This window comes from Bradyrhizobium jicamae (assembly GCF_018130215.1).
In the GTDB taxonomy this organism is placed as follows: Bacteria; Pseudomonadota; Alphaproteobacteria; order Rhizobiales; family Xanthobacteraceae; genus Bradyrhizobium; species Bradyrhizobium jicamae_A.
This window is the reverse complement of the sequence record NZ_JAFCKQ010000004.1, coordinates 240,733-262,583: the sequence shown is the minus strand read 5'-3', so window position 1 is coordinate 262,583 and position 21,851 is coordinate 240,733. Positions and strand designations below refer to the sequence as shown.

14 protein-coding genes and 1 pseudogene are annotated in these 21,851 nt (G+C 59.3%); 6 read left to right on the top strand and 9 right to left on the bottom strand.

Annotated elements, in window-relative coordinates:
* The first annotated feature begins 630 nt into the window (after window positions 1-630).
* Together JQ586_RS08670 and glgX are read left to right on the top strand one after the other, a co-directional pair.
* Window positions 631-912, top strand: coding sequence for a DUF3606 domain-containing protein (locus JQ586_RS08670; RefSeq protein ID WP_212394105.1), 282 nt, complete (start codon window positions 631-633; stop codon window positions 910-912).
* A 22-nt stretch (window positions 913-934) separates the two neighbouring features.
* On the top strand, window positions 935-3,172 hold the full coding sequence (gene glgX / locus JQ586_RS08665) for a glycogen debranching protein GlgX (RefSeq protein ID WP_212394104.1): 2,238 nt from the start codon (window positions 935-937) through the stop codon (window positions 3,170-3,172).
* Between the two features lie 592 nt (window positions 3,173-3,764).
* Here glgX and JQ586_RS08660 read toward each other — a convergent pair.
* Complete coding sequence (locus JQ586_RS08660; protein ID WP_212394103.1) at window positions 3,765-3,992, bottom strand: hypothetical protein; 228 nt, start codon at window positions 3,990-3,992, stop codon at window positions 3,765-3,767.
* 1,859 nt (window positions 3,993-5,851) lie between these two features.
* A complete protein-coding gene (locus JQ586_RS08655) occupies window positions 5,852-6,046 on the bottom strand; it encodes a hypothetical protein (protein WP_212394102.1) in 195 nt (64 codons plus the stop codon).
* A gap of 70 nt (window positions 6,047-6,116) precedes the next feature.
* On the opposite strand from JQ586_RS08655, the pseudogene JQ586_RS41485 reads away from it, so the two are divergent.
* Window positions 6,117-6,314 (top strand): annotated as a pseudogene (locus JQ586_RS41485) (response regulator); the annotation flags it as partial.
* 893 nt (window positions 6,315-7,207) lie between these two features.
* Here the strand turns inward: JQ586_RS41485 and JQ586_RS08645 are convergent.
* Complete coding sequence (locus JQ586_RS08645) at window positions 7,208-7,480, bottom strand: hypothetical protein (protein ID WP_212394101.1); 273 nt, start codon at window positions 7,478-7,480, stop codon at window positions 7,208-7,210.
* Between the two features lie 1,160 nt (window positions 7,481-8,640).
* On the opposite strand from JQ586_RS08645, the gene JQ586_RS08640 reads away from it, so the two are divergent.
* Entirely contained in the window at window positions 8,641-9,531 is an 891-nt protein-coding gene (locus JQ586_RS08640) for a hypothetical protein (protein WP_212394100.1), read from the top strand.
* A gap of 332 nt (window positions 9,532-9,863) precedes the next feature.
* Here JQ586_RS08640 and JQ586_RS08635 read toward each other — a convergent pair whose 3' ends face one another.
* Window positions 9,864-11,261, bottom strand: a complete 1,398-nt coding sequence (locus tag JQ586_RS08635; protein ID WP_212394099.1) for a TAXI family TRAP transporter solute-binding subunit — start codon at window positions 11,259-11,261, stop codon at window positions 9,864-9,866.
* Window positions 11,262-11,452: 191 nt separating this feature from the next.
* On the opposite strand from JQ586_RS08635, the gene JQ586_RS08630 reads away from it, so the two are divergent.
* Window positions 11,453-11,761, top strand: coding sequence for a DUF1236 domain-containing protein (locus tag JQ586_RS08630; protein WP_212394098.1), 309 nt, complete (start codon window positions 11,453-11,455; stop codon window positions 11,759-11,761).
* Window positions 11,762-11,824: 63 nt separating this feature from the next.
* Here JQ586_RS08630 and JQ586_RS08625 read toward each other — a convergent pair whose 3' ends face one another.
* The 5 genes from JQ586_RS08625 to JQ586_RS08605 form a co-directional block, all read right to left on the bottom strand.
* Window positions 11,825-12,082: a hypothetical protein gene (locus JQ586_RS08625; protein WP_212394097.1), complete on the bottom strand. Its 258-nt coding sequence runs from the start codon at window positions 12,080-12,082 to the stop codon at window positions 11,825-11,827.
* 1,008 nt (window positions 12,083-13,090) lie between these two features.
* Window positions 13,091-13,363, bottom strand: coding sequence for a hypothetical protein (locus tag JQ586_RS08620; protein ID WP_212394096.1), 273 nt, complete (start codon window positions 13,361-13,363; stop codon window positions 13,091-13,093).
* Between the two features lie 590 nt (window positions 13,364-13,953).
* Complete coding sequence (locus tag JQ586_RS08615; protein WP_249147405.1) at window positions 13,954-16,605, bottom strand: ATP-binding protein; 2,652 nt, start codon at window positions 16,603-16,605, stop codon at window positions 13,954-13,956.
* A 213-nt stretch (window positions 16,606-16,818) separates the two neighbouring features.
* Window positions 16,819-19,350: an HWE histidine kinase domain-containing protein gene (locus tag JQ586_RS08610; RefSeq protein WP_212394095.1), complete on the bottom strand. Its 2,532-nt coding sequence runs from the start codon at window positions 19,348-19,350 to the stop codon at window positions 16,819-16,821.
* A complete protein-coding gene (locus tag JQ586_RS08605; protein ID WP_312016944.1) occupies window positions 19,347-19,886 on the bottom strand; it encodes a biliverdin-producing heme oxygenase in 540 nt (179 codons plus the stop codon). The genes JQ586_RS08610 and JQ586_RS08605 overlap by 4 nt, the downstream gene beginning before the upstream one ends.
* A 572-nt stretch (window positions 19,887-20,458) precedes the next feature.
* On the opposite strand from JQ586_RS08605, the gene JQ586_RS08600 reads away from it, so the two are divergent.
* Window positions 20,459-20,692, top strand: a complete 234-nt coding sequence (locus tag JQ586_RS08600; protein WP_212394093.1) for a hypothetical protein — start codon at window positions 20,459-20,461, stop codon at window positions 20,690-20,692.
* Window positions 20,693-21,851 lie beyond the last annotated feature (1,159 nt).

The following is a 21,851-nucleotide window of genomic DNA, read 5'->3' as shown; positions in this document are numbered from 1 at the left end:
CCTCAGGTTCAATTTTTTGTACACATTTAGGAACGAGCGGTTCGTTCCTTGGTTGGAGGCGGCAGTGGAACGAGGCCGATGAAGCTCATCACACATTGCGGCAATTGTGACCAGAACCTCGCGCCAGTCATTGGCGCAACCGGACGTACCGAGCTAATCTGCCTTTGGTGCGAAGCCGTCGCTTCTAGACGGGCAGAGGTAGCAATATGGGCGCAAAGTCCGCAGCTTGGCCCAACCGCGTTCGAGGCCCTCGAACGAGCGGATGCAGCTATTCCGGGGGATAAGCCGATTTGCCATGCTTGGGTCCCGCGCAACCCTCAGCGTGGCGAGGTGGATGTCGACGAGGGTATAAGATGACCTGGACGACAACGCATCCCGGCGCATTCGAAGTATATTGACATATTGCGTGTGTCGATCGCCCGGCACCCAGCCCTTCCTCACTGCTTAGGTCATTCGTCGTCGTCGCGACTGCGCGGCCATTTCGGCGGGTCGCGCATTAGGTTTCTGAAGCTGATCGCGTCGGCTACGTGGCCTAGGAGCTGCCAATGTGGGCGCCCCTCCTTTTCGTGCCCTGTCAGGGAACGGAATCATCAAGCCGTGGTTACGACGATAGAACAGGGAGTTCCCAAGATGCGCCGCCCAAAGCTTCAGCCGATGCGAAACACACTCGACCTGACCGACCGAAGCCAGGTTCGCATCGTGCGAAAGCGGTTGCATCTGTCCGAACCGGAGCTTACCGCAATTGTTGGACGGATCGGCAATTCGATTTCCGCAATAAGCAAGGAAGCGGCGCTCCAAAAAGCAGATGCTCTCACGCAAGCTGCTGAGATTCCTGCCGCGGCGGTGATCGCTTCTTCCGCAGTTAACGAGCAGGCCACGACCCAAGTAGCGGCAACGGCGCCGGCATCTTGACCGGATTTTCCTAGGGGCAGAGATGGATCAAAAGACGATTTCGGCCGACGACCTGACGCGGGCGGCGTGGAGCCTGCGTCGCTCACGTGTGACCGAAGGCAAGCCTTTTCCCCTCGGCGCCACCTGGGACGGGCTCGGCGTCAACTTCGCGCTGTTTTCCGCCCATGCCACCAAGGTCGAGCTCTGCCTGTTCGATGACACCGGCGACAGCGAACTCGAGCGGATTGAACTTCCCGAATACACCGATGAGGTCTGGCACGGCTACCTGCCTTCCGCTCGCCCTGGCACCGTCTATGGGTACCGAGTCTATGGTCCATATGAGCCCGACGCGGGACATCGGTTCAATCCAAACAAACTCGTGCTCGATCCCTACGCCAAGCAGCTAGTCGGCCAGTTGCGCTGGGGGCCGGAGTTGTTCGGCTACCAGCTCAATCATGCCGATAAGGACCTCTCTTACGACGAGCGCGACAGCGCGCCATTGATGCAGAAATGCCGGGTCATCGACCCGGCCTTCACTTGGGGCGCGGCACGCAAGCCCGAAGTGCCGTGGGAGCGGGCGATCGTCTACGAGATGCACGTCAAGGGTTTTACCCAACTACATCCGCTGGTGCCCGAAGCGCTTCGCGGCACATTCTCCGGCCTCGCGCATCACGAGATCCCCGCCTATCTGCGATCGGTCGGCATCACCAGCGCGGAGCTTTTGCCGGTTCACGCCTTCGTCGACGATAGCTATCTAGTCGAGAAAGGCCTGCGTAACTATTGGGGTTACAACTCAATTGCCTTCTTTGCGCCAGAGCCGCGCTACCTCAAGAGCCCGTTCGCAAGCGAGTTCAAGGCCATGGTCAACCAGTTCCACGCCTATGGGATCGAAGTCATTCTGGACGTCGTCTACAATCACACCGCAGAAGGAAATGAACTCGGCCCGACGCTCTCTTTCAAAGGCATTGACAACGCCAGCTATTACCGTCTGCTGCCCGACAAGAAGCGCTATTACATCAACGACACCGGCACCGGCAATACCGTTAACCTATCACACCAGCGCGTTTTGCAACTAGTTGCCGATTCCCTGCGCTACTGGGCGACCGATATGCGGGTCGATGGCTTTCGATTCGACCTTGCCACCATTCTCGCGCGGGAGCCCTACGGCTTCGACGAAGGCGGCGGCTTCCTTGATACTTGCCGACAGGATCCTGTCCTTTCCAGCGCCAAGCTTATCGCTGAGCCGTGGGACATCGGTCCGGGCGGTTATCAGGTCGGCCGGTTTCCGCCCGGTTGGGCAGAATGGAACGACAAATTTCGTGACGCCGTGCGCGCTTTCTGGAAGGGCGAGCCGGGGGTGCTTTCCGAGCTCGCAAAGCGCATCTCCGGATCGGGTGACCTGTTCAACAAGCGCGGTCGCCGGCCTTGGGCCAGCGTCAACATCGTCGCCGCCCATGACGGCTTCAACCTCAACGATCTCGTCTCGTATAACGACAAGCACAACGAGGCGAATGGCGAGGATAATCGCGACGGCCACAGCAACAATCATTCCTGGAATTGCGGCGTCGAGGGGCCGACCGACGACCCCGAGATCACGGCGCTGCGCGAGCGTCAGAAGCGAAACCTGCTGGCTACGATGCTTCTCTCCCACGGCACTCCGATGCTGCTCGCCGGGGACGAATTCGGGCATACCCAGCAGGGCAACAATAATGCCTATGCGCAGGATAATAGGACTACCTGGCTCGACTGGATGGGCATCAGCGCCCGCGGCCGGAGCCTTCGCGAATTTGCGCGCAAGCTGATCGCCATCCGCGGGGCATTTCCCATCTTCTACCGCAGTCGCTTTCTAATCGGCTCTCACAACGAAGAGCTGGATGTAAAGGACGTGACGTGGCTGGCACCATCCGGGGAGGAGATGACTACGGCGCAATGGCAAGACGGCAACGCCAAATGCTTTGGGATGCTGCTCGACGGGCGCGCCCAGGAGACGGGAATCAAGCGTCGCGGCTCGGACGCAACCGTGCTGCTGGTGTACAACGCCCACTATGATGTTGTGAACTTCACGCTGCCTGAAGTCACTGAGGGACGCAGTTGGTTTGGATTGATCGATACCAACGAACCGGAGGCACAGATGCCTTCGTTCGATTTTGGGCACACTTACGCCGTGACGGGGCGCTCTCTTGTGGTATTCGGTTTAGCGACCGAGAATATCGCATCACGCCGACTGCGGCAGGGACTCGGAACGTTGCTTGACGTTACAGAAGCTCCGCTTCCTAGCTGAACGATACGCCGCGAAATTACTGCGGCTCACTTAAAGAGGCGACCAAAGCTTTACTTATGATTGTGGTTGCATGTTCCTGCCGGGCCCGCTCGGGCACGGGTTGCTCCTCAATCGTGGGTTCCACGTTCTCCGGCGACTTCGCGCCTTTAACAATAGACGCTTCCGCGATTCGGCAGGGCTTGCCTTCTAGGTCTCGTCCGGAGCCGCTCGTATTGCCTTGTTCACTGCGGCCCAGGTGTGACGGTTGTGGGTGGCTAAGAAGAAGCAGTCAACTCGCGCGCCGAAAGCAAGATCGTGCTCGACGTCGCAGCCGGTCAGGACTATGAGGCGAAGAAGAGCGCCGATCATTATCGGCCGTGAACGAAGAAAATCAAGAAGGTTGGTAACCTTTGCAAGCGAGTCGAAGCGAGACTGGCTTGCGCCTCCCAAAGGCCATAGCGAAGAAATCGTTCTCGAAGAGCCGGAATAAGAACGTCACTAGCGCGGAGCAGACTTGCACCGCAATGCCGCTGCAGAAGGGACCGCGCTGTGGGCGGTTAAATCACCCACAGCGCGGTCGATCAAGAACGATCACCGCCGGAACGGCATTGTGTTAGTTCGATGTGCAGACCTTCACGGTCTTCATACCGGTTTCCGCTTCCGCTCTGGTCTTGTAGACCGTGTCACCGTTTACCACGGTGGTTTCCGTGCTCGTCGGCTTCGTCTCGGTGACCGTGCATTTCTTGGTCTTGACGTCCTGGACCACGTAGTACGACTCCGCAAACGCCGGTGCAGCGATAGACGTCATCGCGGCGGCAACGATCAAAGTCTTCAACTTCATTCTATCCTCCTCCAGTAGTTCAGGCTTCCTTGCCTGCGTTGGCAACAACAAAAGAGGTTGCGGCTTGTTCCGGCAAGAAGCGCCTGAAGAAGTTATTTGGATGAGTGAAGCGACATTCGGCGAATCGCTCAGTTCGCCTGATCCTGAACACGATCCGGAACAACGGTCGCAAGCTTGCTGATCGGTTCGCACTCTTCCGCTTCGGCACGCAGCTTCTCTAATGTTCTCGCATGTCCTTCATCAGATGATCCCATGTCCGATGGCCTTGGAATACAGAAACCGAATTAAAACGCGCGTGGAACTCGTCAAGTCTCCCGCTACAAGGCAATACCAGGAACGACTTGGACCATCGCCTGTTGGGCGATCATGGATGAGATGGATCAGTTCTGGCTCATGGTGATCGTCAGCGGCATCGCCTTGGTTGTCCTTGCCGGCATCGTGGCGCTGAAAGTTGCGGCGCTCGTCTAGCGGCACCAATGCTTATTGACGGGCGACCGCAAAGGGAGTTCCATGATGCCCTTAGTTCGCTCCAAGGCTGAGAAACCCAACTACCACGAAGGCGAGACCTCAACCCCGGCCCCCCAAGCCGAAGTTTCGCTGCGCGCGGCCGGCGCTGGCGACCACCGGTGCCGTATGACTCCGGTCCATCTTTAGAACCAAAAAAACGCGGGCCCCAAGTCTAAGATCCGAATTTCCACCAATGGACACTTCCCCCCGGTCCCGCGCTGGGGCCGTTTCTTTGAGGGCCGTCGAAAACTTGGGCCCAAGTCCCTATCTCCTGGGCATGTTTCCGGTCCTTGCGTTATCCGTTCAAAAAATGCCGGCGACGGGCAAGGATCTCCGCCGCCGCCGGCTAGTTTAAAGTTGGGCTTGTCCCGCGTCGATGCGCGGGCGCCAACATCATCGCCGGATCATTCCTGTGATCGGCATGCGAACCATCCGGAATGAGCTGGTAATATCGTGCGGCGAGAGTTGCCATGCCGAGCGCCTTCCAATCATTTTCGATGTTATGTACTTGCCTTTAGAATAAGACCTGCAAACCGGGATTTCGGTCGGGGGATTTTTTGCGTCGGCATTGCGACCAGTCGTTCGAAAACTCCAGGCATCGACCGGCGCCGTTTAAGATCACGATTGGGCCGCGACATCCGTTGGCCCGGCTTCGGATTGGCCTCAGAGCCTGAAGAGCGCGGTCGGGATCATGCTCACGTCCCGGCAGCCGATCTGGATCGGCTGGGCAAGCGACCTCACCTATTTTTACAACGACCTCTACAAATCAATTATCGGCGGCAAGCATCCCTGGGCGCTCGGTCGATCCACCGCCGAGGTGTGGAAGGAGATCTGGCAGGACATCGGTCCCATGCTCGCGCAGGCGCGGCAGGGAAGCGAAGGGACCTACGTCGAGGCTCAGCTCCTCATCATAAAGCGGAATGGTTATCCCGAAGAGACGTATTACACCTTCTCTTACACCCCAATTCCCGACGAGCATGGAGCGGTCGGCGGCATCTTTTGCGCCAACACCGAAGACAAGCAAAGGGTGAACGGCAGAGCTCGCTGCTCGGACAGTCAATGCAAAGACATGGCAGGCGGCCTGCGGACTTTCCCTCGAGGCACTACCGACCAACCGCCGCGATCTGACGTTCGCGGTCCTATACAGCCTGTCTCCCGACGGCAGGCGGGCAGAGCGTGTCAGCTCCTTTGGCGTGGGACCAGATCCATCCGGCGTTCCCCACGCGGATCCCGTTGGATGCAGACGGCCGCTGGCCCTGGCGCAGGCCTTGCGCCAGCACAAAGCTTAGCACGTCGCCGACATAGCCGGCATTTTCGGCGCGGAATTTCCGGGCGGAGCCTGGGACCGGCCGTCAATCAGCGCCGTGGTGATCCCGGGCATGGCCGCCGGCGACGGCAGCCATTAGTGCATCCTGATCGCGGGCCTTAATCCCTTTCGGCTCTTTGACGACCATTATTCCGGCTTCATGGAACTGGTCGCGAGACAGATCGCCTCCGCGATCGCCAGCGCCGAAGCTTTCGAACAGGAGCGACGGCGCGCGGAGCATTGACTGAGCTCGACCGTGCCAAGACTAAGCCAGCACTCATCCTGTCCGATGTCATGAGCCGAAGCTCGACGGCTTCAGTCTGCTTCGCGAGATCCGGTCCGATCCGGAGTTTCAGCCGACCATCATTTTGCTGTCGGCCCGCGCGGGCGAAGATGCCAAAGTCGAGGGTCTTCAGGCTGGCGCTGACGACTATCTGAGCAAGCGGCTTTACGAGAGAGATTCTCCAAGCACACCAAGGTTGCGTAGCCCTACACGCGCGACGACCTGAAGGAAGCAATCTTGAAGGCCAGAGCTCAATTAGGAAGTCCAGCGGGTCCGGTCAGGTGCGCGGCGAGCCAACCGCGCGCTCCGCTAACGGGACCGTTCACATCCATCCAGCAGAACGCTGCTTCCTCCCAAGAGGAACACCCCTTTTGCGTCCCGGTTGCGTTCATAACGCTCGCGACGGCCTGCACTCGACCGAAACTTAAGTGGCTGCGCAACTAGCGAGACAGTCATGGCAAAGCCCCCGTGGAAGAAGCCGAATTCCCGCAAAGCCAGGGGAAAGAAATCGAAGAAAATGTCTTCCGCAAAGAAGGCGACGGCAACGCGTTCGGCTAGGAAGGCCGGAAGAACTTATCCAAATCTGGTCGACAATATGCGAGCTGCCGCAGGCCGCAAAAGCGGCAACGCGCTCGTAAGGCCAAGTCAACGTCCAAGAACTCAAGAGCCGGGTAAGAGAGGTACAAATGTCAGAAAAACCAGCCCTTGCTCACGTCGCGAAGGGAATGAAGGGCATCGATATCGCGATACTATAAACCCGTGCTCCCGGGGAACGCGTCGCGAGCCGTTTAATGAGCTATAACGGCGACGTGCAGTATGATGGCACCCTACTTTTCGAATGAGACAGCGGGTTGCGTCTCCGATATCGAAAGCAATTCAAATGTCGTTCTGGGCTGGGCTATTCTTCGAGCGGCATGTTCGGCGGGTCTGTCTACATTGCGGTTGAAGGAAAGGCTGAACTCATTTGAGATAAGCCGGCATTCAAAAAGCACTGGACACCGGATCTCGATGCCTGGTTCGAAAATGGCATCGATACGCCCGTGATCCGGGTCAAGGCCGACCGGATCAAGGTTTGGAGAAAAGCCAGGAGGGAGCTGACGCTCTGATACCATTTGCCCGTCAGAGCAACGTGGTCAGCTCATAGACAGCCACAGCGGCCCCTAGACAGCGCCGCCAAGGATTTACGCCGCGGGCGATTTCGTCGGCCGCCCAGATGAGAAGGCCGCCTTTAAACACGATCGTCAAAGCGGCGCTGGCCTTGCCATCCAAAGGCCAAATCCAATGCAGTACTCCCACTACAATCGCAATCCATAAGATGAGATTGGGCATCTGAGCTATGGTTATGGCGCCTGTTTGGCGATTGCGAAAAAACCACTGCAGGAATTGACGCACGACTGTTCCTCTCGCTCGGCATCGAAGCTGACCGGCTCGCCCTCTGGTCCCAAAGGCCTCTCGATTGTCCTGCAGGATGGCTGTCAATGTTGCTATCCAATGGGTTGGAAAACGCGGTTTGCGCCAGGGCGCCCTGACAGCCGAGCGAACACGGATGACAGGTCAACGTTGGCAATGGTCCGTGCTGTCGTTGTCAAAACACATCGTCGTGATCTTCGCTGCGCTTGGAACCAAAGCGGCGAGCGAAAGGTTGTCATCATGGTCGGGAGCGCGGAGGAAAATTCCATCCCGGCAGTTCTCAAATCAGAAAAGCCAAGCCGCTTTATTCATTCGCGCGGTCGCGAAGAGTACGTCCGCGCGCGCCGATAAAGTGGCAGCGTAGGATGGCATATATGAGCGTTTCAAGATCAAGAGAATCAATCATCAGGAGGCACACGGCCTCGATGGCGCGTGCACTGACATGGCTGAAGAATACTTCTCCCGGCTGCGTCGCGCTGAGATCAGATGCCCTCACCACGTCGCCGGGCCGTATCTCTTCCCGCACGCTCAGGAGTGCCCGTCGCATGAGGACAAGCGCAGGATTTCCAACGCGATTCGGCTAACCCGGACTTGCTGTGCTTAGAAGCGCGGCAAGAGAGCGGACTTCACCCATACAGCAGCTGACCACAGAATAAGAATCCAGCGCCCCTCAGAACCAATTCGGCGACGGCAAGCTTGCGAACGGATACCTCCGACGCAGAAAGAGTAGGATTTTCCAGATCTCGACTAACCGCGGCCGTCGTCAAAGGAAGCGACCATGAGTTCAACAGAATTGCCCGCGCCACATAGTCGAGCGCTTTGAGCGTCGGAGAAGAAGCTAGAACAGCAGGCACTGGAAGACCGCCAGAAGCGAGCCGCGCTCGCTTACCAATCAGGGCATCCCTGTCATTCGGCGGATCCAGCGCTCGAAGCCACAAAAACAATCAACTTGAGCTACTCCTTCACTGCCTCGCCATCGAACATTCTCGGCCCGCATCGAGGAACCTTCAGGTTGGAGCCTGCTTATCATCGAAACAACTGGAGGGAACCATGAACGGCCTGATCTATCTGGTCGGACTGATCGTCGTCATCATGTTCATCTTGTCGTTCCTGGGCTTGCGCTAGGCAGGAGCTGACAGCCGATGACGATGGAGACGAACCTCGAAACACAGGCGACCGTTGGCCGCGTCCGCAATCTGTGGGCTCTGGATTGGAGCCCGATTGTTGTTGGAGCGCTGGCCGCTGCCGCTACCTCTTCGATCATGATTGCCTTCGGGGCAACGCTTGGTTTAGGCGTGGCTTCCGCGGCTCCTACATGGCGCGATGCCTCCGCATCATTGTCGGTCCTGTCCGGACTTTTCCTGATTCTTCAGGCCCTCATCAGCTTTGGCTGCGGAGGCTACCTCGCTGGACGGCTCCGTTCACCCTATCGGGCTAGTGAAAGCGACGATGTGGAGCAATGGGATGGCTTTCACGGGCTTGCGGCCTGGGCGCTCGCGGTGGTCCTTGGGATCTTGTTGACAGCGGCGGTGACGGGTGCGGCAAGCCGGCGTTCCGCTCTGACGGCGCCGCCATCGGCGACCGAGCCGTCGGTGTTGAGCTATGAGATCGATACGTTGTTTCGCGCGGCGCGGCGGCCACCCAATGCCGATCTGACGCCGGCGCGCGCGGAAGCCGGCCGTATCCTGCTCACCTCTTCTTCCCATAGTGGTGTGAGCCCGGAAGATCGCGCCTATCTTGTTCAGATGGTGGGTGCCACCACCGGATTGACGGGCGCTGACGCTGAGCGGCGCGTGGATTCGACGGTTTCCGCTTCAAAGAGCGCTATTTCACGCGCCAGGGCCAGCACAATTATAATAGCGTTTTCGGTCGCGGCAGCACTCTTGTTCGGTGCCATTGCGGCATGGGCAGGGGCGGAAGCTGGAGGTCGTCATCGCGACGGCATGCCACTCGAGAGCTGGATGCTCCACGCCAATCGTTTCAACCGTGCGAAGACGGATTGGCGGCGAACGCCCGCGACACTGCCTGAATAACGGCGCCTGAATCATTGCAAAGTAGTGTTATAGGTTATTCGGAGGACGAAGGAAGCATGTGCGGTTGAGAGCCCGCCGCAGCGGGTTGATTCCCGCTCAGGCAATTTTCTTGTGGGTCGCCGCTTGCAGTACCGAGCGACCGACGGCCGAAAGGCCCTCCAAGGTAGCGAGACCATCCATCATGCCGATTCTGCTGACCGGAGCCGTAAATTCGTTCTGTCTGCCAGCGATACTTTTGCGAAGGGCCGCAGAGCATTTGTCTTCGCGAGAGGTGTTCTCGATCTTGAACGGCCGTATCCAGAAGCAATGAGGTTCGGCCCGCCGGCCGCGACCTATCGGCGAGAGGCTATCGTTGGTCCAGGGGCCCTTGCTTCGATGGGGCCGCCCTGCAGCGCCGCCCGCTTTTCCGCGACCGCATGATCGAACAGCTCAAGGACGAGCCCAAACGCTGCCATGTCCTCCTGTTCGATGGCTCCCTCGTCGTAGCACTTGAGGGTTTCGCCGATGATCGCGTCGATCTCCCGCTGCAATATCAGCAGATGCTGTTCGGACTCGACATCGCGAACCTCCGAAACCGCGGCGAGTATGCGGTTGCGATGACTGCTGTTATCGTCCCGTTCGTCCCGGTTCAAATAGCGCCGGAGCCAGGCGGCGGCCGAACCGATCCCGGAAAGAAGAAGCAGGGCGAACCAGAAGTAGTCGCTGTACTTGTCCAGGAACGTCCGCTCGGTCCCGTTGATGACTGCTGCGGCACCCCTATGCACGGAGGGCTCTGCTTCCTTCTCCGTTTCGGGCTTCGTTATGTGCGCGGCGCCAGAGACCCGTTGCGTGATCGTGTCGCGGACCGCAAAGAGCTGCCGATAGAAGGCGGCCGCCTTGGCTTCCGACAATTCTTTTCTGGCAAGGATAAGATGGTTTACGCTGATGGTGTCGATCTTGGCCTCGGGCCACGCCGGGTTGGCGTTGAAGACGCTGCCGGGGATCTCCTCGGCTTCGTAGCGGGAGTGCCGCAGGGCGATCGCCTCGGACGCATCGACCGGAAGAAACTTCGGCGCTCCGCGCGATCGGGACGTTTCGGCGATCGCCGCGGCCGTGATCTTGCTGTCGAGGGGACCGACGGCAAGATACGCATCCAGCGTGGTATCCAGCGCAAGCTTTTCGATCTCTTCGGTCCCGAATTGAGCCGTGGCAACTTTGTCGGGCTGAACGCCTGAGCCCTCTAGAATTGTCCGCAGGAGCGCAGCGTTGGCGCCGGTCTTTCCGATAATGCCGACCTTATGCCCCGCGAGATCGGCGATCTCTCCGATCTTCGCGGCGGCCTTCTTCTTGGAGTTGCCTGCTCGTCCGGACGGCGACCATATGACGACGTAGTTCTTACGCAGGACGGCCAGCGTCTGCGCATCAGCGGGCATGGCGAGGTCGCCGCGACCGATTGCCAGATCGGTTTTGTCGGCACCCAGGAAGGCAAGGGATTCGGCCGCTCCGGCGGTGGTGATAGGGGACAGTCTAACCGTCCTGCTTTCCTCTTCGAAGGCCTCCGCCATCGCTTGAACCACCTGATAGTCGTCGCTGCTTGTGGGGCCGACGGCGACCCGAAGGATCTCGGGCTGGAGAACGTAGTCCAGGGCGGCCGCAGCGACGCCAAAAATGACGAATCCCAAAGCCAAAAGGATCAGGAGCCTTCGCTGGCGTCGATCGGAGGCACTCCTGACTGCATCGGCCGGTGCCATCAGCGGACTCCCTAAGCAAGCGCCTGCTGAACTTGGGGCAAACCCTCGCCGGACCTGAATGTTCCGTCGCATGCGAGGACCTCTGCGGACGAGCGGGAACCTTGCCACCATTCGAGAGTTCTCGACCTCGCCGCATATGGCGGCGAGGAGAGAAAGATGACCAAGTACTATTGACAGCTGCGGTGGCGGCAATGATCTCAACGGGCGCGATGGCGCAGTCCACCGTCGTCACCACCACAAGCACCGGACATGCCGCCGCCGTACAGATCGAGCCGGAATACCGCACGAAGATCCGTACCTACGTCACCGAGCACAAGGTCCGTCCTGTGGAGACCCGCGAGAAGATCGTGGTCGGGCAGCCGGTGCCTCGCGAAGTCGAGCTCGAGGCGGTGCCTGCCGACTGGGGTCCCTCGCTCACCAAGTACCGCTATGTCTACTCGGGCGAGCGCGTGATGCTGGTCGATCCGTCGACCCGCACGGTTGTCCAAGAGATCGACTAGGGTTCCATAGGCGGGTTGCTGAAAGCAGCGCCCCGCCACTCCAATCCGGCCCCTGCCGATACCTCATTTTTCATTTGCAAGCGGCCGTTCATGCCGATCATTCGTTAATTCGTCTTTGTCGGCGGCTGTTGAGCAGACGGGCCCGTCCGAGCCGGACAGGACCATTATCCGCATCGCGTCAGCCAGGAGCCTTCCGGAGAAGATCGTGTTCGACACCCGCCCTCGCGCCGATTTGCCACTTTTGAAGGTGAGCGCGGCGACGATCGACCGCCTGCTGAGCGACGTAAAGATCGCAGCAGTCGGGTAGGCCAGCGCAATCATCGGTTGTCTCAGGCCCACCGATAGGCGGGAATCCTCAGGATGGATGCTTAAACCGTCGGTGCCGCGCCACTAACGCGCGCTGATACGGTCAGCATTTCCTTAATAGACCCCGGCTGCGGTCTTGCCCACCGCGCCGGGCATTCGTTCACCGACATTGTCATGAGGCTGAACAACGTGAAAGGCACTCCATCGCGCCCGCGATCAGGGAAGCGACTGCGCTCGGTTTCATCGAGGTGACACGCCCGGGCCGTGCCGGAAATGCTGAATGGCGGTTGCCAGCGCTTTATCGATTGACTTATGCGGTTACCAAGGACGTCCTGGCGAGCCACAAATGGCGCAAGATAGCCGATCTTACCGAGGCTGCGCAGATCGCTAAAATGGCGCGAATGCTAGGGCCCGGAAAACCGAGACCGAGTGGGAAAAACCCACCGCAAAATGTCGTTTCAAAGGTGAAAAACCCACACTACTGTCTATATCTGGGGGTCGGGACCGCGATATTCTTAGATTGGCGGCGGGAAGTTCGACCATGGAGTCGACGGCGCACAATATCCACAGCATGCGGCCATCAACTGTGATCAGATCATCCAAGGACGTTGCCTAGCCGACAGTCAAACAGAAACGGACGGTGACAGACGGTCGAGGATGGTTTTGCCGGTCGACCAATTAGGACGCCCTCGGATCCAGCCGACCCACTCGTCTAGGGCCAAGCCAAACCTCGACCACCTGCCGATTAAGCTATCGTCGCCTGCCTAGTAAGACGCCAATCAAAAACGCCGTAGCCAACAGTTCTAAGGGAGCCTCGCGTGTGGCCGCGTTGAGGCGAGCAAGCCACGTCGGACGTATCGCCTCGCCGGACAAGTCCTTCGAAAATTCTCGTAGCGTCGATCTTACATCGGCTTCAGTATCGTCGATCGACATTTTCAACTCCGGTCAGACATTGAAGGGCTGTTATTGAACCGGGGGCCGGGCAAAGCGTCGCCTAGTTCGCCTTCCCAATTAAAACCGGACCTACTTCAGATCGCCGGACGTCGGTGTCGTCTCCGGCGTCTGCACTGCGCCAGGCTTAGGGATCACGGTGTCTTTCAAATTCGTTTTCGGCATATTCTGCATAACTTCCGCCTCGTTTTCCGGCTTGAGAGCGGCACAGTCCATTCCGTAAATTAGCTCGCCCTTGGCAGACTGACCGATCGGTGGGCAGTCCCGCAGAGCGGCAGGGTCGATGGCCTTCTCTTCGGCCAAGGCTGGCGAAGCGAGCAACACTATGACCGCGGCAATTCTCATGGCCTCCTCCCGAATCTTTGGTCTGTAAGAACCAACTGGAGCCACGGCTATAGGTTCCCAGTGCGCCGTTTACCGCCATCAAGGCGACACGGAGCAATAGGATCAGTTCTGATTTTCAGTATCTGAGAGGTTAGGCCCGCTTTCACCGCTTCATCTTTCCATCATAGTGCTGCCTTTCGCCAACCTCAGCGGCACCCCCGAGCAAGACTACGCTGACCGGTAGGCATTCCTCCGTTTCACCCCAAAGCTTTCGAGATGCGCCTGCAGGGGACCGGCAGAACTTGCCCTCAGGCAACAGCGACGCTCCTTCAACAGCCACCGAAATGGTTGTGGCGCTGCGCTGACCATAGCCGCGATGGCAGGCAAGAGAACACGGAGCTTGCTCGGGAGTGAGGGGAGCGTCGCGTGCTGTTTGGTGTCAAGATAGGCCGCAGCTTCGAAGTACCGGGACAATTCCCGAGGGGCCAGCTACCGCCTGCAACTGGGCTTCAAGACCACCCCAGAGTTGACCCAGATAGTCACTAGCAGCGGGACTTTGTCCAACCGAATCGGCCAAAAGCAGGAGTCTTTCGAACGCCGTTCAGCTGGCGCTACGGAAAGGACTTTTTTTCCCGCATGTCCACTTCTTCATCCAGCATTGTGTTCTTCGAAGAGCTGGTTTGTGTGCTGGCGCTATACGCTAGAGTTGCTAGCGGCAGTGGTGCCAGAGCTGAAAGGCATGCCATCAGTTCGTCCTTTCGAAATGGCTTCGTCAGCCTGGGCAGGTCCGAGGCGATGCCTTCCACTTCTGAATAGCCAGAAATGATCAAGACCGGAATGTCAGGAGAGATCGCGCTAACTGTGCGCGCCAATTCAGCGCCGCTCATGCCAGTCATGAGATGATCCGTCACGATCAAGTCGATGGGAGTTTCATCCCGGACCACTCCGAGTGCCTGCTCGGCCGATGTCACCTCGATGACGCGATAGCCAAGATCGACGAGCATATCCGAGGTGCTTAAGCGAACGAGCTCCTCATCATCAACTAACAATGCCGTGCCGCGGCCTCGCACTGAGTGGGCATCGCGCGCGATACTACGTGCGTCAGGTAAAGCTTCAGTCTGAGGCAGCCAAAGCTCGATTTTGGTACCGAGGCCAAGCTTGCTGTTGATTATCAATGCGCCGCCGAGCTGGGAGGCTAGACCGTGGACCATGCTGAGGCCCAAGCCTGTGCCTTTTCCGAGACCCTTAGTCGAAAAGAAAGGTTCGATCGCTCGAGCAAGCGTTGCCTCATCCATGCCGACTCCAGTATCAGCCACGGAAATTCGAACGTATTGTCCGGGCGGTATCCTTCGGTCCGCCCCCGACTGAGCCGTATCAGCCGACGCGCTTATCCGGAGCGTGCCTCCATTCGGCATAGCGTCGCGAGCATTCACTGCCAGATTTAGAAGAGCCATTTCGAGCTGGTTCTGGTCCGCCTTGGCCGGCGGCAGGTCATCTTTGACGTCAACGACGACTTTGATCTGTGGTCCCGTCGTGCTCGACATGAGCTCAGCCATGTTTTCAATCAGCTTGGAGATGTCGACCGCAACCGGTTGGAGCGGCTGACGTCGAGCAAAGGCGAGCAGTCGTTGGACAAGAACCTTAGCTCGCTCCGCCGATTGAGCGGCACCGGCGATTAAGCGCTTTTCACGATCGCCACCCAGCCCCCGGCGCTGGAGCATATCAAGCGCACCAACGATCGGCGTAAGTAGATTGTTAAAATCATGGGCAACGCCTCCGGTGAGCTGGCCCATCGCCTCCATCTTCTGACTTTGACGTAGCGCCTCTCGAGCAATTTCGAGTTCAGCTTCGCGAGATTTAGTGACGCTGAGATCGCGACCAACTGCGATGAAGTTTTCGCCATCCTGTTCCGGCGCGACAGTCCACTCAATATGTTTCCAGTCGCCTTGCACATTTGCGATACGATTTTCGAACCGGCTGGGCTCACGCGTCTTGGCCATCTGAGCAATCGCTGCCAGCGTAGATTGCCGGTCATCTGGATGCATGAAAGCCGAGTAGCCACGTGCAAGGAGGTCCGCTTCGCTCCACCCCAATATCTGCGTCCAAGCGGGGCTCACCGCAGACATCATGCCGGCGTAGTCCGCGCGGGCGAGCATGTCCTGAGAAAGATTCCAGAGGCGGTCGCGCTCCGCCGAACGGGCCGCAACCTGAGCTGCGAGCGTTTCGTTCAACTGCCGCAAGCGGCCCTCGCTCAGCCTTAGCTCATGCTCTGCTGCGCGCCGGGCTATCGCAGCGTGGGTACGCTCTGCAAAATCGCGGACGAGGGTGATTTCCTCGACGCTCCAAACGCGCGGTAACCGCGAATGGATGAACATTTGACCGACGGTTCGCCCATTCTCCGTAATGGGTAAATCGAGATGCGCCCTGATTCCAAGCGCTCGAAATGCACCCGCATTCGCGACGGTGCGCGGATCTTTCTCAACATCGGTGTTCGTAACCACTCGACCTTGCCGCAGGTCATCAATATAGGAGCCGTAGTCCGAGAAATGATGAAGTCCGGCGAGATTATCGTATCCTGGGGCGAACCAGTTCCTTTCAACAAAAGTAGTTCCGGCCTCGTGATCAATCGTACCATACCCGGCTCGCGAAGCCCCTAAAGCCTTGCCCAACAGCTCAGACGCAGTGAACGAGATGTCTGCGGTGTCTGCGACGTTGCGGAGGCGCTCGTCGAGTTGCAAAAGTGCGTCGCGCCGACGCGCTGCCAGCACCTGGCCTGTCGTCTCGGCGACGGCACAGAACATTCCCGCGACGTGACCTCTCTCATCGCGAACCGGCGAATAAGAAAAGGTAAACCAAGTGTCCTCGCTATGACCGTGCCTGTTCATTGTGAGAGGCAGGTCCTCACGGTATGTCGCATCACCAGCCATGGCGGAGTCGATTAACGGCGAAATGTCAGGCCAGATTTCTGACCAGATGTCGAAGAAACGAGCGCCAAGTGCGCGCGGGTGCTTAGCACCCAAGATCTCCGCGTATGCGTCATTATAGAGAAATCCAAGCTGTTCGCCCCAAGCTACGAACATTGGAAACTTGGAATTGAGCAAAAGACCGACTACTGACCGCAAGGACTGCGGCCAGCCTTCGGGGTGACCAAGTGGCGAATTCGACCAGTCGTGAGCGCGCATAAGCGCGCCGACGGAACCGCCGCCGTTTAGGAAGTTGAATTGCCCGGCCAAGTCGGCTCTTCCAGACATCCACTCGGCCATACGCCTCACACTCCGATAAGAGATGACTTGGACGGAAGAATGCATCCAAATATTTCCCAATGCGAGTCGTCTTCAATCGCAGCATTGCCTACTCAAAATTAGTCAACAGCCAAGTTCGCTAAGGTCACGGCGAAGAACTCCTCGTCGAGTTTGGGCTCATTCTCGACCGCCCACTGCGGCAATATAGCCATCGTTTGCTCGGAGCTTTTCGGATCACTTCAACTTTGCGAGCGCTGCCTCAACGGTCTCCCGCGTGTACGGCTTCTGGATAACCGGCGCTTCGGCCAGATCTTCCGGGACGGGCGCGCGTTCCCCATAACCTGTAGCGAAGATAAACGGCACCTGTAATTCCTTGAGCCTCTTGCCGATCGGTATGCTACTTTCGCCGCCGAGGTTGATGTCGAGCAGGGCAAAGCTCGGTTTGGTGCGAGCGATCGCCTGCATCGCTTGGTTGACCGAAGCAGCGGTCTCCACGTGACGCGCCCCGAGCTCGAGCAGGATGACTTCGGCTGCCATCGCAATTATCAGATTGTCCTCCACGATCAGCGCGGTCTCGGAAATTCGCGGCGTGGCCGCCTCGTCTGCCTCGACGCGCGACGGCGCGCCAGACAATGATGGCATGAACTGTACATAGTTGGCGGGAATCACGAAGCGCGCCTGCACCCCGAGCAAGTCGAAGCGGATTTCCGCGTCGCCCTTGAGATCGAACGGCACCGAGCGTTCGATGATGGTGGTGCCGAAGCCGCGGCGTGACGGCGGCTGCACGGGCGGACCGCCGCTCTCCTTCCAATCGATTACCAAGCCCGAGCCACGATCGAGCTTCCACACTACCTCGACCTGGCCGGTTGAATCGGCCAGAGCGCCGTATTTCGCCGAGTTGGTCATCATCTCGTGCACGACCAGCGCCAGGGTCGCGAACGCCTTGGGGTCGAGGGCGACGTCTGGACCGTCCAGCTTGATGCGCCCTGCCCGCGCGCCGAGATAGGCGCCGGCCTCCGAATCTATCAGCGACTTCAGCGCAACCGGCGCCCAGTTCAGGCTGGTGATCTGGTCATGCGCGCGAGCAAGCGCCTGGATGCGGCCGCCGAGCACGGTGGCGAATTCTTCGGTCGAGGCGGCGTTGTCCTTGCTCTGCGCCACGAGGCTGCGTACCAGGCTCAGGATGTTGCGGACGCGGTGATTGAGCTCCGCGATCATCAATTCCTGCCGCTCCTGCGAATTTTTCCGCTCGCGCGCGGCGAGATCGGAGAGCTGCAGGATCACCTCGAGAAGCGTCACGCGCAGGCCTTCGGCGATGCGCAAGTCGGCCGACGTCCACGGCTTCGACTGGCCTGCGACCGTTTCCTGCCACAGCTCGAAACTCTTGCGCGGCGTCAGGCGCGCGCCGAGCGGACCCTCGGAATAGGACTTGTTGGGATCGCCGGCCCAGTTCACCGAGCGCAGCACCTCGCGGCGGAAAAAGATCAGGCAATCGCGCGGCACCCGCGAGATCGGAACGGCGAGGAAGCCTGCGGCGCGGTCGCGGAACGACTGGCCGCTGGCATAGACCTTGGCGATCTCGGCGCTGGCGCAAATGCGCCCCGGCGAGGTGCGGTTAATGAAGCCGACGAGGTCCTTGACCTCGCTCTCGGTCGGCGTCTCGCCTTCGAGCGTGATATCGCCTTCGGACCACAACGCAATGCCGTCGCAGGCTATCATCTTGCGGTACTCGCCGATGAAATCGATGATGGCGCGCGAGGAGTGCGCGTGCGCTGCGGCGGTCTCCATCAGCCGTTCCTGGATCTGATGCGCACTCGTCTCATAGGCCATATCCTCCTCGCGCTCGCGGCCTTCCAGTATCCAGGAGAACATCTGTCCGAACAGTTCGGAGGCAGTGCGCTTTTCGAAGGAGATGTGCCGCGGCGAGTAATGATGGCAGGCGAACAGGCCCCACAATTTTCCATCGCGCAGGATCGAGACCGACATCGAGGCCGCCACGCCCATGTTGCGCAGATATTCGATGTGGATCGGCGACACCGAGCGTAGTACGCTCATGGAGAGATCGAGCAGCGCGGCGCTGTGGGTCGCGGTCGACTGCAACCGCGCTGGCCTGGCGTTGATGTCGGCGATTATGCGCAGCCAGTTGCGCTGATAGAGGATGCGCGCCTGCCGCGGGATATCGGAGGCGGGATAGTGCAGACCGAGAAACGGCTCGAGCCCGGATGCGGCGGCTTCCGCGATCACCTCGCCGGAGCCGTCCTCGGCGAAGCGATAGACCATCACCCGGTCAAACCCGGTGAGCACCTTGAGCTGGCGAGACGCTTCCTGAGCAAGCTCGGTCAGACCTTTGGTCTTGCGCAGCCGGCCGAGCATCAACCGCACGAGATCGCCGGAATTGACGTCGGCCTCAACCACGCTCGGCTCAGCCTCAATGATCAGATAGGCGCCGGAGAAATGAACGGCGAGATCGAATTTCGGCTTGCCGGCCTGCAGCTGCAGGCCGAAGATACGCTCCACCGCATCGGGACCGCTGAGATAGTCGACGCGGGCGCGGATCGCTGATATCGCGGCCTCCGTAAACACATTCTCGATCGGGCGCTGCAGCAGCTCCGAGGTCTCGGTGCCGAGGAAATCTCCGCCATTTTCCGACGCCATGCAGATGGTGAAGTCCGACAGCAAGGTCAGCAGGAAGCCGAACGGCTGCACGCTGCCGGGAATGTGGATTGGCTCGCGGTCGCAATTGACGAGATTGACCTGCTCGTTCATGCCGCAGCCCCTGCCGCCCTTGCAAACATGTCAAAGGCGCTTTGCGCGCCGGATATGATTTCGACTTCGTCGTTCGGTGTGACCTGTTCGCTCTCGAGCCTTGCGAGGAACGTGCGCCACAGCGGCTGACCGCTGCCGTGGCTGAGATAGCGCGTCGCCGCCGCGATGCGCGGCTCACCGCAGTCGGCGATGGTGCGGAGCAGATATTTGGCGCCGAGCCGCGAGCCTTCCAGCACATACATCGTGCCGAGTACTCCATTGCGGCCGAGCAGCGCTGGCGATTGCAGCGGATGCGCGACTCCGCCGATGCGGTCGAGATCGGCAGTGATCGCAGCGCGGCGCAAACGCCGCGGCCAATCCAGAAACAGATCGGCGACTCCGGCGCGGTCCAGTGCGGCTTCCAGCGGCAACAATGCGGCCGCGCTCGCTTCGAGAAAGCGGCAGTAGCCGTCGACACTGGTCAGACGATATGCGGCGTAGCGCGCATCGAGGTCGCGATGCGCGTGAGCTATGGCGTGCTTAAGCCTTTCCCGCAATCCAGGCGGCGAAGACTCTCCCACGCGAACAGGATGATCCGGGGAAGAGACCGCCAGCATCGACATCCCAAGGTGAGCGTTGGACCGCAGATAGGCGGTTGCGGGCTCAACACCTGTGGGAACAAATGGTTCCTTCCCGCGATCCGATCGCGCTATCAGGCCGTGGCGGGCTGGGACGCCGCACGACACCCTACACTTACTACGAGCAATTTGTCGTCCCGCAAGGTCCGTGACCGCGTCTCAACTCGCTGACATTCTGTTCGCCTTCCACACGCGGGAGGACTTTTCGAAAATATCGCAATGGAAGGGATCTGAAAAGTTTGCGGATCGATCTTTGCAGCCGTGAACCCTATTTCACACGGTTCAGTGCGTTGCGACGGCCTATAAGCATCTTCATGCGAGAGGTGCGCACTACGACATCACTACCGGCCGGTCTCTGTACAGCGTTCTATACTGAGACTTGACTAGCGGCGACCTTGCGGCGGGTTCCCACTCTCTTAGTCACAAAAGAGAAAAATCCGAGGGATCTCTTTTAACTTTCCGAGCGTTGTGAGCAGCAACAGGAAAACGCCGTGCCGAATTTCGAAGAAGTCACCGTCGGGCTGGTAATGTTTGCGATGGCGTTAGTCGCCGCCAAGGGTATCACCTCCGCCCTTGCAGACGAGGCCCCCGCAACTTCGCGCACCGTTACGAGCGCTGCGGCAGAGCCTGCCGCGAAGCCTGCGGGAATGGTCGAGCACCACATCCGTGTGGTTCTGCCGGCGCCGTGGCAACCTGCAGGTCCGCAGCAAGACGTTCAGCACTAAGGATATTGTCAGATGGATGATCGCGACATGAAGGCCAATAGCGAGCGGGCCTTGGTCGTTATGACGCTCAGCACGGCGACCTTGATCGCGTGCTTCACGCTCGCGCTAACTCATCTGTAAACGCTAGGCTCGGGCAATCCGCACGTTCCATCAAAAGCGTCATCGGGTAGCGCGCTCCTATCGGCGCGCAAGCTATCGCCTCGCTGACTCGGTCAATCCAAGCCGGGCGCGGCGCGACCTCGTTTGCAAGGTCGCGCGACATCTCGCGGATCGATTGGACGCTTTCTCGATCCTCTGGGCGCCGTTCCGGTCGAAATCGTGGGGCATCATAGATGCTCCGAACCGAAACGAAGCGCCAATAGAGCGCCGTAAGTACCGCTGACGCTCCGAAACTAGTGGCTATTCCGATCACGATATCCGCCGGGCAACCGCTCCCGCGGAGATTCTTCGAAAGAGGGAACGCCGCCCCTTGCGATGGGTTCCTAGCGGTCGCCGGTGCGTCTATGGGATGACCGCGGTCGACTTGCGCCGAGATCTCACGAAGCGATCCAAGGATGTTTGGCCCCAGCCCAACACTCCAGCGGTCCTTCACCCAACCTCCAAGGGGTGCTTCGGCCGTTCCGGGTTAGGAACCGGTCTCGTTACTCCGCGTTCCTGCTATGCTCGGATAAATCGCCACGAGCACCTCCGGCCTCAGCGTCTCCCCGGCGCTGGGGCCGTTTCTTTGGAACGCAGCCAAGGCGCTTAGGTTTGATCGAAGTTCAGTCGGATCGTAGACTTTGGCATCAGCTCCTCGGGCTGGGCCCGTTTCTTTTTTGGGATGCGCAAGAAGCCTAAGTTTATGTAGGATCGATTTATACTTGTGATTCCCAAGGACCTCGATTGGCGCGGATACAATTCGTACTGGGCTGGCAATCTTCATTAAGGACAGTTTTTCATGGCCCAGACCACCGTCTGACTAAACGGCAACCAGGCGGTCGGCGACAGGAAGAACGGCCCCAGCTGGTGATGCCTCGCTGGGGTCGTTTCTTCTGGGGTGCTCGCGGACTGTCACGAACTGGGATAGGATCGGGGATTACTCCGGCGCTGGTAGCCGCCAACTGAGGTGCCCTCACTTCTTCGGCTTTCCTGCATTAGTCCGATCGGGAAGCCCGTATCC